This is a genomic window from Sphingobium sp. L-44, assembly GCF_056859495.1.
This window is the reverse complement of record NZ_JBSXOQ010000102.1, coordinates 1-13,296: the sequence shown is the minus strand read 5'-3', so window position 1 is coordinate 13,296 and position 13,296 is coordinate 1. Positions and strand designations below refer to the sequence as shown.

Annotated in this window: 14 protein-coding genes; 8 read left to right on the top strand and 6 right to left on the bottom strand. The window is 60.4% G+C overall.

Annotated elements, in window-relative coordinates:
- Positions 1-9: 9 nt before the first annotated feature.
- From AC13EK_RS16280 to AC13EK_RS16265, 4 genes are all read right to left on the bottom strand, one after another.
- Positions 10-1,140, bottom strand: coding sequence for a KpsE/RkpR family capsule polysaccharide export protein (locus tag AC13EK_RS16280; protein WP_277788650.1), 1,131 nt, complete (start codon positions 1,138-1,140; stop codon positions 10-12).
- 69 nt (positions 1,141-1,209) lie between these two features.
- Complete coding sequence (locus AC13EK_RS16275) at positions 1,210-2,061, bottom strand: ABC transporter permease (protein WP_277788649.1); 852 nt, start codon at positions 2,059-2,061, stop codon at positions 1,210-1,212.
- A gap of 2 nt (positions 2,062-2,063) precedes the next feature.
- Positions 2,064-3,167, bottom strand: coding sequence for a hypothetical protein (locus AC13EK_RS16270; RefSeq protein WP_277788648.1), 1,104 nt, complete (start codon positions 3,165-3,167; stop codon positions 2,064-2,066).
- Between the two features lie 7 nt (positions 3,168-3,174).
- Positions 3,175-4,185: an FkbM family methyltransferase gene (locus AC13EK_RS16265; RefSeq protein ID WP_483022271.1), complete on the bottom strand. Its 1,011-nt coding sequence runs from the start codon at positions 4,183-4,185 to the stop codon at positions 3,175-3,177.
- A gap of 174 nt (positions 4,186-4,359) precedes the next feature.
- Between AC13EK_RS16265 and rfbC the strand changes: the two genes are divergently transcribed.
- The 5 genes from rfbC to AC13EK_RS16240 are packed head-to-tail and all read left to right on the top strand — an operon-like array spanning position 4,360 to position 8,636.
- A complete protein-coding gene (gene rfbC / locus AC13EK_RS16260) occupies positions 4,360-4,926 on the top strand; it encodes a dTDP-4-dehydrorhamnose 3,5-epimerase (RefSeq protein WP_277788646.1) in 567 nt (188 codons plus the stop codon).
- A 3-nt stretch (positions 4,927-4,929) separates the two neighbouring features.
- Entirely contained in the window at positions 4,930-5,997 is a 1,068-nt protein-coding gene (gene rfbB / locus AC13EK_RS16255) for a dTDP-glucose 4,6-dehydratase (protein WP_277788645.1), read from the top strand.
- A complete protein-coding gene (gene rfbD, locus AC13EK_RS16250) occupies positions 5,994-6,881 on the top strand; it encodes a dTDP-4-dehydrorhamnose reductase (protein WP_277788644.1) in 888 nt (295 codons plus the stop codon). The genes rfbB and rfbD overlap by 4 nt, the downstream gene beginning before the upstream one ends.
- A 26-nt stretch (positions 6,882-6,907) precedes the next feature.
- Positions 6,908-7,783 (top strand): glucose-1-phosphate thymidylyltransferase RfbA, encoded by an 876-nt coding sequence (gene rfbA, locus AC13EK_RS16245; RefSeq protein WP_277788643.1) that lies wholly within the window; start codon positions 6,908-6,910, stop codon positions 7,781-7,783.
- A 37-nt stretch (positions 7,784-7,820) separates the two neighbouring features.
- Complete coding sequence (locus AC13EK_RS16240; protein ID WP_277788642.1) at positions 7,821-8,636, top strand: class I mannose-6-phosphate isomerase; 816 nt, start codon at positions 7,821-7,823, stop codon at positions 8,634-8,636.
- A gap of 431 nt (positions 8,637-9,067) precedes the next feature.
- Here AC13EK_RS16240 and AC13EK_RS16235 read toward each other — a convergent pair whose 3' ends face one another.
- Entirely contained in the window at positions 9,068-10,108 is a 1,041-nt protein-coding gene (locus AC13EK_RS16235) for an IS110 family RNA-guided transposase (RefSeq protein WP_277788720.1), read from the bottom strand.
- A 376-nt stretch (positions 10,109-10,484) separates the two neighbouring features.
- Here AC13EK_RS16235 and AC13EK_RS16230 point away from each other — a divergent pair, with 376 nt between their 5' ends.
- The 3 genes from AC13EK_RS16230 to AC13EK_RS16220 all read left to right on the top strand — a co-directional run bounded on the left by AC13EK_RS16230 (position 10,485) and on the right by AC13EK_RS16220 (position 12,623).
- Positions 10,485-11,369, top strand: a complete 885-nt coding sequence (locus AC13EK_RS16230) for a UTP--glucose-1-phosphate uridylyltransferase (RefSeq protein ID WP_277788699.1) — start codon at positions 10,485-10,487, stop codon at positions 11,367-11,369.
- A gap of 166 nt (positions 11,370-11,535) precedes the next feature.
- Positions 11,536-12,234: a ParA family protein gene (locus AC13EK_RS16225; protein WP_277788700.1), complete on the top strand. Its 699-nt coding sequence runs from the start codon at positions 11,536-11,538 to the stop codon at positions 12,232-12,234.
- The gene (locus AC13EK_RS16220; protein WP_277788701.1) at positions 12,231-12,623 is read left to right on the top strand and encodes a hypothetical protein; all 393 of its coding nucleotides are present in this window, start codon (positions 12,231-12,233) and stop codon (positions 12,621-12,623) included. The genes AC13EK_RS16225 and AC13EK_RS16220 overlap by 4 nt, the downstream gene beginning before the upstream one ends.
- 45 nt (positions 12,624-12,668) lie before the next feature.
- Here AC13EK_RS16220 and AC13EK_RS16215 read toward each other — a convergent pair whose 3' ends face one another.
- A complete protein-coding gene (locus AC13EK_RS16215; protein ID WP_277788702.1) occupies positions 12,669-12,845 on the bottom strand; it encodes a hypothetical protein in 177 nt (58 codons plus the stop codon).
- Positions 12,846-13,296 lie beyond the last annotated feature (451 nt).

Here is a 13,296-nt window from a genome sequence, read left to right as displayed (position 1 = left end):
CGCCCCGGGTCAGATGCTATGTTCCTTGACCCCGGCCCACAGCAACCATCCGATGGCATAGGCGAAGAACAGCGATGCAAAGATGGTCAGCACCATCTTGCCGCGCTCCGGGAACTGGGATTTGACCGGGCGATTGGGTTCCACGACACGGACCAGATAGAGTTGCTTGCGCTTCGCCTCTGCAACGGCCTGAGCATATTGCGCGGCGGTGGCGGCGTGAAGCTTGGCGGCTTCCTCCCGTTCGATCACCAGCTGCTCATAATCGCCAAGGCGGCTTGCGACCGAATTGTCGGTATTGGTCAGCTGCGACGACTGGCCTGCAATCTGGGCCTCCAGTGCCTGCACCTGACGCTGAAGCGCGATATATTGCGGGCTGCTATGGCTCACGGCCTGTCCGACCGCGCGCAGTTGCGCCCGCGCCTGTACCAGGCTGGCGGTCAGATTGGTCACCAGGGTCAATTGCGCGCGCCCGGTTCCTTCCGGGTCGACATCGTCGCGGCTTTTGCGAAAGCCGGTCAGCCGCGCCTGTATCGCACCGAGCTGACTGGCCGCTTCATTCAGGTCATGCTTTGCCGACGCCACCTGATCGCGATAGGTGCGCTTGTTGATTTCGTTGATCTGCTGCTCACCCATCCGCAGCAATTTGGACGTCAGGGCGTAGGAATCCTCGGGCCGGAAGCTGTGAACGGTAAGATGGGTGATGCCGCTGGTTTCGTCCTGCTCGATTTCGACCTGCTTCTTGTAATATTTGAGCAGGCGTTCGGGCGTGGGGTCTGCGGACCATAGCCGGCTGAACCAGTCGACGCCTGCGGGTCGAAAGCGACGGACCAGATCATCTTCACGGCGCAGCATCGCAACCGCATCATGCGACAGGAGATATTTTTCGACGATGAAGGATTCGGAAATGGTGGAGGACGAGCCCAGGCTGATGCCGAACAGCTGCCCCATATTGCCGCTGTTCGCCGTCGCTTCTGCATGGCGGATCACGAAATCCGTGCTGGATTCATATTGATCGGACGCGACCAGATAGAGATAGGCCGCCGCAATCAGCGTCGGCAAAATCACGATGCACAAAAAGAAACGGTTGGCGTAGGCCGCAGCCTTGAGCCGGGCGCTCGTGCTGCCCGCTTCGCCCTGCATCCCATTATTCTGGGGGTGTATCACGCCGTGCAAGAAGGAATGCTCCGCTCTAGATAAGATGGTGTGCCGTCATGCGACATGGATATCCCTGCGCACACGCCGGATCGCCAACAGCCCCCAGTAAGTGAAAAAGCAATTTGCGGCTACTACAAAACCGACCTGGGTATAACGATCGGGCGACGATACAAATTGCCCATATCGCGCCAGTTCGAAGACCGGAACCATGGGATTCCAGGTCACATAGGGTCTGGCCCAGGCCGGCAGCAGCGATACGGTGAAGAACGCGCCGCTCAATGGCATGGCGAAATAGGACGCCGGATGGACCAGGCGTTCCAGAAAGGGCGAATGAAAAGTATAGGCCGCTGCCAGCAGACACCAGGCGAAAGACCACCAGGAAAACAGCATGATCGCGCCGATCAGATAGATCGGCCTGGCCGGAAACTGGGCTATGCCCAGAATGACGCCAAATGTTTGCAGCACCGCCAGCGCCGATATGCAGCCGATCGTTTCCACGATCGATTTGGCCAGCATGATGTCAAACGGCGTTATCATGTTGTGATAAAGCAGCGAGGAATATTGGTGCAGAACGCCGTCGGAGCGCGTGAACGAGTTCCGAAAGATGATGAAGATCGTGTAGCCGGTGAGCGTGAAGGTAAAGGGGCTGATATCCCCCGCAGGCGCACCATGGCTGACGAAGGAGTGGATCATCGTCACGACGGAAGCGAGCATCAGGGGTTCGACGATCACCCACAGATAACCGATATTCGCGCGTCCGTAGCGTTGCTGCAATTCGCGCAAGGCCAGTGCGTTGATGACCAGTCCCTGTTTCGCCAGCCCCGAAAACAGGATGTCGAGGCGCGACCGCTGGTCGCCAGCGCTGCCGGAAGATTGGTCAAGCCTGTCGGGGCGGCCAGCGTTCATGGTTACAGCCTTTGTATGATAAGGACGAAACCCGCAAGTTCCTGATGATCGACCAGCAGATCGGCAGATGGCGCAAATGCCAGCGGCGCAACGGAATAGCCATTGCCGATCAGCCGCAATGTCCATTGCCCGATTTCGTTGCGGGACAATGTGGGGCCGTCCGATGCGCTCTTGCTGCTGATGAGACCGCTGTCGGGACGATAGCGCAGGGCCAGAACACCCAGGCCACCGATTTTCAGTCGCGTCAGCCAGTCTTCCGCCTCTTCCCATCGGCTGCGGGCATTGTCGCCACGGCCGATGGCGTTGGTAATCAGCATGAAATCGAAAAATTCGTCGCTCTTGCGCGATGGCGGCGGGCCTGGCGGCCGCCGTACGACCGTGGCGAAACGGTCGAGACTTTGCGCATAGTCGCCTTCATCGCTGGCGCCGGTGCCAACGACCAGCCCTTCAAGCCCGGAATGAAATACGCCATAACTGCCCAGCGCATTCAGACATATGCGCTCGCTCCATCGCGCGATCGCACTGTCCGCGTCCAGGCCGTCAAGTCCAAGCGCCGCGACCTGGCTGTAGGTGCAGCTTTGCGACACAGGCGCATCTGCAACCAGTCGGCCCTGATGCGTCAGGGCATTGGCCGGACGAGCCTCCGACGGTTGCCGGTTCATGGCCAGTATCGACTGCGGCGGTTCGGGATAGACATCCCCATTATCTTCGGGTTCGTCGATCAGAACCTGAAGTCCTTGCGCGCTCACGTCTGAATCCTCGGACAAATATCCATAAAGCGAATAGAGGACGCCCTGCCGGGAAGCGAACCGCACCGGCAGTTCCAACTGGGCGTCATTTTCCGACTGCAACAGCAGCCGTGCGCCGGAAACCAGGCTGATATTCCCATCACCATCCGGTTTCCAGGCATGGACCCGTATCGATATCTCGCCGAATTTGGCGCGAACCCCGTTCAGTTTCAGGACGAAGCCGGCCCGCCCCTCCCGCACTTCATGATAGCGGGTGTGAAAGCAGTAACGGGGATCTGGCGATCGTTCCGACCCACCCAGCCCCTCGATCGCACTGGCATGACTTTCCCAGTAATCGAAGGGATCGATTTCACGCATGGCCAGCTTACCGCTTGAGTACCAGCATGATGTCTTCAGGCCCGGAATGACTGAGAATATAGTCCATATCGGTCGGGACCACGCCGTTTCTGAGCGTCAGGTGATGAAGAGCAAAGCCATGTGCGACGGACAAGCGGTTCAGAAAATCGACAGGGTCGTGGTAACGATGTGCATTGAATTCCAGCACCACGGTCCGCAGCTTGCCGCTGTCGAGCAGTCCCTGGGCACCGGCCCAGATGATTTCTTCTGCGCCTTCGACGTCGATCTTGGCCATTTCGATGTCGCGCCAGTCGTCACGACTGTCCAGACGAGCGACCGGCACTTCGACACCGTCCGGGTGACCTTCGCTGCCCATGGGCAGGATATAGGCGTTCATGGGCGTATCGCGTGGCACAACCAGCATCATGGAATGATCATTCTGGTCGCCAAGGGCGGTCTGATGCATCGTCGCATGACGGGAAAAACCATTGACCATCAGGCTTTTGTTCACCAGTTCGGCAAGCCTGGGGTTGGGTTCAAAGGCATGGACGCGCCCCGTGGGGCCCACCAGTTCGGCCATCAGCAGCGTGAAATATCCGATATTGGCGCCGATGTCGGCGACCACCATGCCGGGGCGGACCAGATCCGCAATGGTTTCGGTGACCCACATTTCCCAATAGCCATCAAGCATCAGATGGCTGGAAAGACCTATGTCGGTCGTGTCCACATAGGCCTTGTAGCGACCAAGGACACGGCACAGAGCTGTATTCTGGCCCAGATAGGCGGTGTTGCAAGCGCCGCGAATGATTCGTTCATTCTCTTCCCTCCGCTCAAGCCCAAGGGCCGGCGGATTGAACAGTCGCAAACCTTCTGTTCCCAAGCCGGCATTATGCCACCCATGGAGCGTGGTTTTGAATTTGGCGAAGCGGGATTGTTGACGATGAGACATATGCGCCTGAAGCCCTAGCAGGCATCCGACGAAGCGTAAACGGACGTTGTGACGCTTATCGAGTAGAGTTATTTCATGGCCAACCGCCATGGGTTAGGTTTGAGCTGAAAATATTACGGCACGATGGACATCATCCGAGCAATATTATGCCAATGATGCCATTGCATAGGACGCAGCAATCCTATCGCCCGCCGGGCCAGACATAGATTCCAAGATTATTTCAGTCTGCATATCCTGTTATCAACGTTCTGGCGGAAGGGGCATATGGAAATTCGAATTTACGATGTGCAAGGGATCGCGCTGATCATCCCCCGCCATATCGGCGATGATCGAGGCTATTTCGCGGAAACATTCCGCGCGGATATCTTCGCCAGGCATATCGGCGACTACAGCTTCGTACAGGACAATGAATCGCGCAGCGCGCGGGCCGGCACGATCCGCGGCCTGCATTTCCAGAGCGAACCTCATACTCAGGGCAAGCTGGTGCGCTGCACCGCGGGCGCGCTGTTCGACGTGGCGGTCGATATTCGCGCCGGATCGCCCACCTATGGCCAGTGGATCGGCGAAACGCTGACGCCTGAAAATGGCAAGCAGCTCTGGGTCCCGCCGGGCTTCGCACATGGCTTCTGCTCGATCGAACCCGATACTGTCATCTGCTACAAGGTGACCGGCAGCTATTACAGCCCGGAATGTGACAAGGGCCTGGCCTGGGACGATCCGGCGATCGGCATCCAGTGGCCCGATGTCGCCGATCCGGACACGCTTTCCTCCAAAGATCGCAAGCAACCGCTATTATCCGAACTCCCGGCCTGTTTCAGCTGGAGTAACTGACCCATGCGCGTAATCGTTACCGGCGGCGCCGGCTTCATCGGTTCTGCCCTCGTCCGCTATCTGGTGCTGGAAAAGGGCTATGATGTCCTCACCATCGACGCGCTGACCTATGCCGGCTGCGAAGCGTCGCTTAGGCAAGTCGAAGGCAGGAACACCCACCAGTTCCTGCACGCCAATATCTGCGACCGTGCGGCGATGGACGCGGCGATCGCGGGCTTCCAGCCCGACCGCATCATGCATCTGGCCGCCGAAAGCCATGTCGACCGCTCGATCACCGGCGCGGCCGATTTTATCCAGACCAATGTGGTGGGCAGCTTCACCCTGCTGGAGGCCGCGCGTGCCTATTGGAACGGCCTGGAAGGCGACGCCAAGGCGGCCTTCCGCTTCCTCCACGTCTCGACCGACGAAGTCTATGGCTCGCTGGGCGACGAGGGCCTGTTCGAGGAAACCACGCCCTATGACCCCTCCTCGCCCTATTCGGCGTCGAAGGCCGCGTCCGATCACCTCGCCAAGGCTTGGGCTCGCACCTATGGCCTGCCGGTCGTGATATCCAACTGCTCGAACAATTACGGGCCGTATCACTTCCCCGAAAAGCTCATTCCGCTGACGATCCTCAACGCGCTCGCTGGCCGTCCTCTGCCGGTCTATGGCAAGGGTGAGAATATCCGCGACTGGCTCTATGTCGACGATCATGCCCGCGCGCTGGACATCATCATCGAACGGGGCGAGCCGGGTGAAACCTATAATGTCGGCGGCCGTAACGAGCGCAGGAATATCGACGTGGTGCTGCGCATCTGCGCCGTGCTGGACGCACTGGTGCCGACAGACAGCCCGCGTGCCGAGCTGATCGAATATGTCACCGATCGTCCGGGCCATGACGCCCGCTATGCGATCGACGCGACCCGCCTTGAGAACGAACTGGGCTGGAAGGCGCAGGAGAATTTCGACAGCGGCATCGAAAAGACCGTGCGCTGGTATCTGGCCAACGAGTGGTGGTGGCAGCCGCTGCGTGAACAATATGACGGCCAGCGCCTCGGCCTCGACAAGACCGACGCGAAGGTGCCTGCATGAAGATCGCCGTCACCGGCACAGCCGGGCAGGTCGTCACGAGCCTCATCGAACGCGGCATGGCCGCCGGGCATGAGGTGATCGCGATCGGCCGCCCCGATCTCGACCTTGCCGACCCGGCCTCGGTCGTGCGCGCATTGTCGGCGACGGCGCCCGACGCGATCGTCTCGGCCGCCGCTTACACCGCCGTCGACAAGGCGGAGAGCGAGAGCGATCTGGCTTTCGCCGTCAACGGCGCAGGACCGGGCGCGGTGGCGCAGGCGGCCAAGGCGCTGGGCGTGCCGCTCATCCATATCTCGACCGACTATGTGTTCGACGGGACGCTGGACCGCCCTTATGTGGAAAGCGATCCGACCGGCCCCACCGGCGTCTATGGCGCGTCGAAACTGGCGGGCGAACAAGCGGTGCTGGACGGCCATGACGATAGCGCGGTGCTGCGCGTGGCGTGGGTCTACAGCCCGTTCGGCGTCAATTTCGTCAAGACCATGTTGCGCCTCGCGGGCGACCGCGACGCCCTTGGCGTGGTGGGCGATCAGGTCGGCAATCCGACCAGTGCGCTTGCCATCGCGGATGCTATCCTTCAGGTGGCTACCAATATGGTAGCCGATAGTAGCCCTGAGCTGCGCGGTATCTTCCACATGACGGCGCCGGGCGAAGCCAGCTGGGCGGATTTCGCGCAGGCGATCTTCGCGGCCTCTGCCGCGCGCGGCGGCCCGACGGCATTGGTGCGGCCGATCGGCACGGCCGATTATCCAACGCTCGCCACCCGGCCCGCCAATTCGCGCCTGAACTGCGGCCTCATCGCCCGCGTCCATGGCGTCACGCTGCCGGACTGGCACATGTCGCTGGATGCCGTGATGGACCGGCTGCAACCGATGGCGCTTTGATCGATTTTCAGGGGGGAACTGCACGCATGAAAGGGATCATTCTCGCCGGAGGCAGCGGCACACGGCTTTATCCGATGACCTTGCCGATATCGAAGCAACTGATGCCGGTCTATGACAAGCCGATGATCTATTATCCGCTCAGCACGCTGATGCTGGCGGGGATCCGCGAAGTCCTCATCATCTCCACCCCACGCGACCTGCCCGCCTTCCGCTCGCTGCTCGGTGACGGTTCGGCCTGGGGCATGAGCATAGACTATGCCGAGCAGCCCAGCCCGGATGGGCTGGCGCAGGCCTATATCATCGGCGCGGATTTCGTCGGCAATGAACCATCGGCGCTGATCCTGGGCGACAATATCTATCATGGCCACGGCCTGCCCGACATATTGTCCCATGCGGCATCGCAGACCAGCGGCGCGAGCGTCTTCGCCTATCATGTGAACGATCCCGAACGTTATGGCGTGGTCAGCTTCGACGGCGCCATGCGGGCGATATCGATTGAGGAAAAGCCGGAAACGCCGCAGTCCAACTGGGCTGTCACCGGCCTCTATTTCTATGACGCTCAGGTTGTGGACATCGCCGCGAACCTCAAACCCTCGGCGCGCGGCGAGCTGGAAATCACCGACGTGAACAAGGTGTATCTGGAACGCGGCGAACTGAACGTCGAAATCATGGGCCGCGGCTATGCCTGGCTCGACACCGGCACGCCCGACAGCCTGCTCGACGCCGCCGATTTCGTTCGCCTCCTTGAAAAGCGTCAGGGCTTCAAGATCGCCAGCCCCGAAGAAATCGCCTATCGTCAGGGCTTCATCGGCGATGCCGAAATGGAACGGGCGATCGCGCGGCACGGAAAGTCCGACTATGGCCGCTATCTGCGTGGGATTATGTTGACAGCGATGCCTTGACCAAAGAGAAATCGCGCGTCCTTCTCTATGGATTATCATGTCGATGCAAAAGCTTGAGCCGCATTATGTCGAAAAGCCGTGGGGCCGTGTCGACCTTCCCACGATCTTTTCCGCCGGCGCGGGGCGACAGATTGGCGAGGTCTGGTTCGAAAATGCCGATGGACGCGACCTGCCTCTGCTGGTCAAATATATCTTCACCAGCGACCGCCTGTCCATTCAGGTGCATCCGAACGACGCGCAGGCGCTGGCAAAGGGCCTGCCGCGCGGGAAAGAGGAAATCTGGTACATCCTCGACTGCGAACCCGGCGCGACTTTGGGCATCGGCCTCACCGCCCCCATGACACCCGACCAGTTCCGCGCCGCTGCGCAGGACGGATCGCTGGAACAATGGATCGACTGGAAACCGGTGAAGCCGGGCGACTATTATTTCATCCCGGCGGGCACCGTCCACGCGATCGGCGCGGGCATCACGCTCGCTGAAATCCAGCAGAATGTCGATGTTACCTATCGTCTCTATGATTATGGCCGCCCGCGCGAACTGCATCTGGACGACGGCGTCGCGGTCAGCCGCCTCACCCCCTATGACCGCGCCCTGAGCGAAGCGCCGCTCGGCAGCGAGGCCCGCCTGATCGGCGCCGATGAAGCCCCCTTCTCGCTGGACCTCGTCCAGTGGACGCAGGACCAGAGCGTCACCGTCCCCGATGGCAAGCTGCTGTGGTTCACGCCCTTGAGCGGCGCGGGCACGGTCAATGGTCTGGCATGGGAAAAGGGCGACTGCCTGCTGCTGGAGGGCGACTGTGCCTTCACCCTGACGGCGGGGCCGGTATCCGCCCTGCTCGCCATCCCGCGCTGAAAAGGCGGCCAGCAGTGTATTAGAGCCTTTCGAAGGCAGCTGTTCCGGCCTGCTTCGAAAGGCTCCAGGGAGCGCGCAGGCTTTCCGGTGAGGTCGAAATTTCTCCCGTAACGCAGCGGAACACCCAGACTTATCCCTTGAAGCGATCCGTTCATCCATTGCGGACTGGCATCTGTGGATGGCTCCCGCGTTGCAAGCATAAAGTGATGATCTGGCCTTTGGTCGGGTGCAGTCGTCTGTCCGGCCTGTTGATGCAGTCGGTGAGACTGCTGGCCCTGATGGTGTCCGCGAACAAGATCCGATCGGCTTAGCAGGCTATTATGCCTAAGACAGTCCTTGGGTTGTCCTTGTTCCCGGTCCGACCGGTTTTGCCATCACATCCTTCGCTCTCACAACCTCGTGAAGCTGATCTTTCAGCTAAGTTCTTGATCCTATGCTGCGGCCAGCATCGGTGCATGCCCGCGTTCGAAGACTCCGCCACGCGCCATGAGCGCCCATGCGATCCGCGCCATCTTGTTAGCGATGGCGACCGAGGCAACGCGCGCGGGCTTTCTGGCGAGCAGAGCGACAAAGCGCGGATCGACAGTGCCGGGTTTCTCCCTGGCGTATCGGACCAGCGCGGTTGCGCCGATAACCAGGAGCTGCCGTAGATATCTGTCACCCATCTTGGTAATCCGCCCCAGTCGATCCTTGCCGCCACTCGAGCTCTGCCGCGGGGTCAACCCCAGCCAGGCGGCGAACTGGCGCCCTGACGAGAACTGGCCTGGATCGGTCACCGACGCGGCAAGCGCAGTCGCGCCGATTGGTCCTATACCCGGGATCGTGGCCAGACGCTTGGCTCTGTCGTCACTCCGCTGCAGGGTGGCGAGACGCAGGTCGAGCTTGCGCAACTGAGTGTGAAGCTGCAGCAGTTGCTCTGCCAGCAAGGCGACGACGTTGGTCGCCTCGGCCGGCAAGTCGAGTTCGGCTTCCCCGTTGACGATTTCCCGCGCCATCTGCAGTGCCTTCACGATCCCGACCGGGATGGCGATGCCCATCTCGGCGAGCACACTGCGCATCATGTTGACCAACTGCGTGCGCTGCTTGATCAACAGACTGCGCACCCGGTGCAGCGACAGCGCCGCCTGCTGCTCGCGCGACTTTATGGGCACGAACCGCATCGTTTGACGTGTGACCGCTTCGCAGATCGCCTCGGCGTCAGCGGCATCGTTCTTACCGCGCTTCACATACGGTTTTACATAAGCCGCTGGCATCAGCCGCACCTCATGACCCAGCCTAGTCAATTCACGCGCCCAATGATGCGATGTCCCACAGGCCTCTGCGCCTATTAGGCAGGGCGGCAGTTTCTGGAAGAACGGCAGCATCTGCGATCGTCGCAGCGCCTTGCGAAGGACAACCTCACCGGTCGCGCTGATACCATGAACCTGAAAAACGTTCTTGGCCAAATCCAGGCCGATCGTGCTAATCTCCATGGCGGATGGTTCCTTGCTCGGGTTTGCATGACAGCAACCCATCTTGGCACTTAGATGCCGTGAGCGGGAGCCATCCACCTCATCCGATTATCAATGGTCGATGCCAAAACTGCGACGATCTGGCTATTGCTCCCCTGCCCCACGATCATCCGAAATCGAGAGCGCAAATGCACCGGAAAAGCCACCCGCTTTCCGCAGTGAAGTCGAGCCGGCAATCTGCACGAATATGCAGGTCGCAGCGAACCATAACGGTGGGAAGTGTCCCTGCCCCGATCAACGCCCGGCAGCATATTCCGTTCGCCCCGTGTAACTATGGACCCTACACAGCTAACCCAATAAGAGCGGGTCGCGATCCATTTGCCAATTCGGGGATTTCATGAAAAATTGTAGCCGACCGATCCGTAAAGCCATATTTCCTGTTGCAGGACTTGGCACACGGTTTCTGCCAGCGACGAAGGCCGTTCCCAAGGAATTGCTGCCGGTGGTTGACCGTCCGCTGATCCAATATGCGGTGGACGAGGCACGCGAGGCGGGGATCGAGCAGATGATCTTCGTCACCGGACGCGGCAAGGGCGCGATCGAGGATTATTTCGACATCGCCTTTGAATGTGAAGTGACGCAGCGTGAACGCGGCAAGGATCTGTCGGCGCTGGAAGGCACGCGGCTCGACCCGGGCAATGCGGTGTTCCTGCGCCAGCAGGAGCCGCTGGGCCTGGGCCATGCCATCTGGGTCGCGCGCGACATCATCGGCGATGAACCCTTCGCCATCCTGCTGCCCGACGAATTCATGAAGGGCGCGCCGGGGCAAGGCTGCATGAAGCAGATGGTCGATGCCTATGAAAAGGTCGGCGGCAACCTCGTCTGTGCGCTGGAAATCCCGATGGACCAGACGCCCAGTTACGGCGTGATCGATCCGGGCGCGCGCGACGGCGCGCTGACGGAGGTGAAGGGCCTGGTCGAAAAGCCAAAGCTCGGCACCGCCCCGTCCAACCTGATCCTGCCGGGCCGCTACATCCTGCAACCCGACGTCATGAAGATCCTGGAAACGCAGGAAAAGGGCGCAGGCGGCGAAATCCAGCTGACCGATGCCATGGCGTCGATGATCGGCACGCAGCCTTTCCATGGCGTCACATTTGACGGTCGCCGCTTCGATTGCGGGTCAAAGGCCGGTTATGTCGAGGCCAATCTGGCGCTGGCGCTCGAGCGGGCCGACATCGGCAACCATATCCGTTCATTCGCCACCGAAGAGCTGGCGCGCTGACTTTCCTGCCATGCTCAGCCCCAAAGCATCTGCCCGGATGAGCATGGCAAGGACAATAGTGAGACATTGACGTCCACCAGACCGTTATGTCTTCCGTTCCACCACATAAGGATACCAGATAGCTATCCGATTGCCTGATGCTATCCGATAGCTATATGGTTATCCCATGCCTACCATCGCTTTCATCAGCCCCAAGGGGGGCGTCGGAAAAACCACCGCCGCCCTGCTTCTGGCGTCCCAGTTGGCGCGTGGCGCCAAGGTGTCGGTGATCGACGCCGATCCCAATCATCCCATCGCCGCCTGGGGCCGCGATGCGCAGGTGCCGGACAATCTGTCGATCGTCGCCGATGTCGACGAGGATAATATTCTGGACCGGATCGAAGAGGCTGCGGCGAAAACGCCCTTCGTCATCGTCGATCTGGAAGGAACGGCGGCCAAGATCGTGTTGCTGGCGGTCAGCCAGGCCGATCTGGTGGTGATCCCGATGCAGGGGTCGCAACTGGACGCGGAACAGGCGAGCCGGGCGATCCGGGTGCTGAAACAGCATGAGAAGATGACCGGCAGGGCCGTGCCCTATGGCGTGTTGCTGTCGCGGACCAGCCCGATCATCCGCACCCGGACCATGGGGCATATCCAGGACGGGCTGGTCGACGCGGGCGTGCCGATGTTCACGACGCAACTACATGAGCGCGAGGCGTTTCGCGCGATCTTTTCCTTCCGCCAGACGCTGGAGGAACTGGACCCCAGGGACGTGTCCAATCTGGACAAAGCGATCGCCAATGCCGAACAGTTTGCGGTGGAAGTGATCGAGCAGCTGCGCGCCAATCGCAAGAGCGCGGCGAAGACGGATGAGGTAGCAGGATGAGCAGGGCCAATCCCTTCGGCGATCTGGACGATTTCGGATCGGACAATAGCGCCAAGCCCGTACCCGCAGATGCAATCGAGAAAATCGCGCAAAGCAGCGGCTTTCCAAGCAGGAAGGCGGGCGCGGCAAAGGCCGGTGAGACAGCGAGAGAGACAGGTGAAACGGCACTGCCCTCCCCTGCCCCGCCGCCGCCCACACCGTCGGCAGCGGCTCCGCAGCCCGTCCGGCAGCCCCGCCGCCATGTGACCGGGCGCAACCGGCAGATCAATATCAAGGCGACAGAAGAGACGATCGAAGAGCTGTACCGGATTGCCGATGCGATGAACCTGCCGCTGGGCGCGGTGCTGGAACAGGCGCTGGCGGCGCTGGATCGGCAGCGCGAGCAATGAGTTATCGGATAGCTACCTAGATATCTTATTAGTAGTCTATAGATACTATTTTATGCGAACGGCGATTCCCGCCAGCTTGCGGCGGCCGTTCTGGCCCAGCGCATCGATCATGAAGCGCCAGATATTGACGACGTCGTTCCCATAACCAACATGTCGGATGATTGCCGACACGGCGCCGTTCATCACGCTGCCCGGTTCGTGGATCGCGCGGATCAACGCCATGTGATGGGACGGGCAGGCCATCCATTTAACACCGCGTCTTGCACCTGTATTTCATCATCCTATGGATAACGACGCTAGTGCGGGTGTTTTTTTTGACCCGATGCTGAGGATGATACCCCCGTCTGGCCGGCGCCGCTTCAGGATGGATAATTCGATCGGATATCCTAACGATACCAGATAGCTATAGGATATCCGATAGATATCCTATATTTGATTTCCGCCGCCTGGTTCAGATCAGACAGATAGAGCGTGTGTCAGACGCGCTAATCGACGGGGCAGATCAACGGATCAGGCCAATCGGCGCCATAATGGGGTGACTACACGAAAGTGACGTATCTGCACGCTAAGGGCGAACAAATCCGGTACGATGCCAGCAGATGCTATTCGCAGGCTTTCCTGCCCCTTTTATGTGGTGCCGCCCTACGGGCGCCGATATGGGAGGGCGGCAATC

What these genes read in the sequence shown, in the direction of transcription:
- AC13EK_RS16270 (WP_277788648.1), bottom strand. Translation starts at nt 3,167, where the DNA reads ATGCGTGAAATCGATCCCTTCGATTACTGGGAAAGTCATGCCAGTGCG.
- rfbB (WP_277788645.1), top strand. Translation starts at nt 4,930, where the DNA reads ATGCGCGTAATCGTTACCGGCGGCGCCGGCTTCATCGGTTCTGCCCTC.
- rfbC (WP_277788646.1), top strand. Translation starts at nt 4,360, where the DNA reads ATGGAAATTCGAATTTACGATGTGCAAGGGATCGCGCTGATCATCCCC.
- rfbA (WP_277788643.1), top strand. Translation starts at nt 6,908, where the DNA reads ATGAAAGGGATCATTCTCGCCGGAGGCAGCGGCACACGGCTTTATCCG.
- AC13EK_RS16280 (WP_277788650.1), bottom strand. Translation starts at nt 1,140, where the DNA reads ATGCAGGGCGAAGCGGGCAGCACGAGCGCCCGGCTCAAGGCTGCGGCC.
- AC13EK_RS16235 (WP_277788720.1), bottom strand. Translation starts at nt 10,108, where the DNA reads ATGGAGATTAGCACGATCGGCCTGGATTTGGCCAAGAACGTTTTTCAG.
- AC13EK_RS16225 (WP_277788700.1), top strand. Translation starts at nt 11,536, where the DNA reads ATGCCTACCATCGCTTTCATCAGCCCCAAGGGGGGCGTCGGAAAAACC.
- AC13EK_RS16230 (WP_277788699.1), top strand. Translation starts at nt 10,485, where the DNA reads ATGAAAAATTGTAGCCGACCGATCCGTAAAGCCATATTTCCTGTTGCA.
- AC13EK_RS16220 (WP_277788701.1), top strand. Translation starts at nt 12,231, where the DNA reads ATGAGCAGGGCCAATCCCTTCGGCGATCTGGACGATTTCGGATCGGAC.
- AC13EK_RS16265 (WP_483022271.1), bottom strand. Translation starts at nt 4,185, where the DNA reads ATGGCGGTTGGCCATGAAATAACTCTACTCGATAAGCGTCACAACGTC.
- rfbD (WP_277788644.1), top strand. Translation starts at nt 5,994, where the DNA reads ATGAAGATCGCCGTCACCGGCACAGCCGGGCAGGTCGTCACGAGCCTC.
- AC13EK_RS16215 (WP_277788702.1), bottom strand. Translation starts at nt 12,845, where the DNA reads ATGGCGTTGATCCGCGCGATCCACGAACCGGGCAGCGTGATGAACGGC.
- AC13EK_RS16275 (WP_277788649.1), bottom strand. Translation starts at nt 2,061, where the DNA reads ATGAACGCTGGCCGCCCCGACAGGCTTGACCAATCTTCCGGCAGCGCT.
- AC13EK_RS16240 (WP_277788642.1), top strand. Translation starts at nt 7,821, where the DNA reads ATGTCGATGCAAAAGCTTGAGCCGCATTATGTCGAAAAGCCGTGGGGC.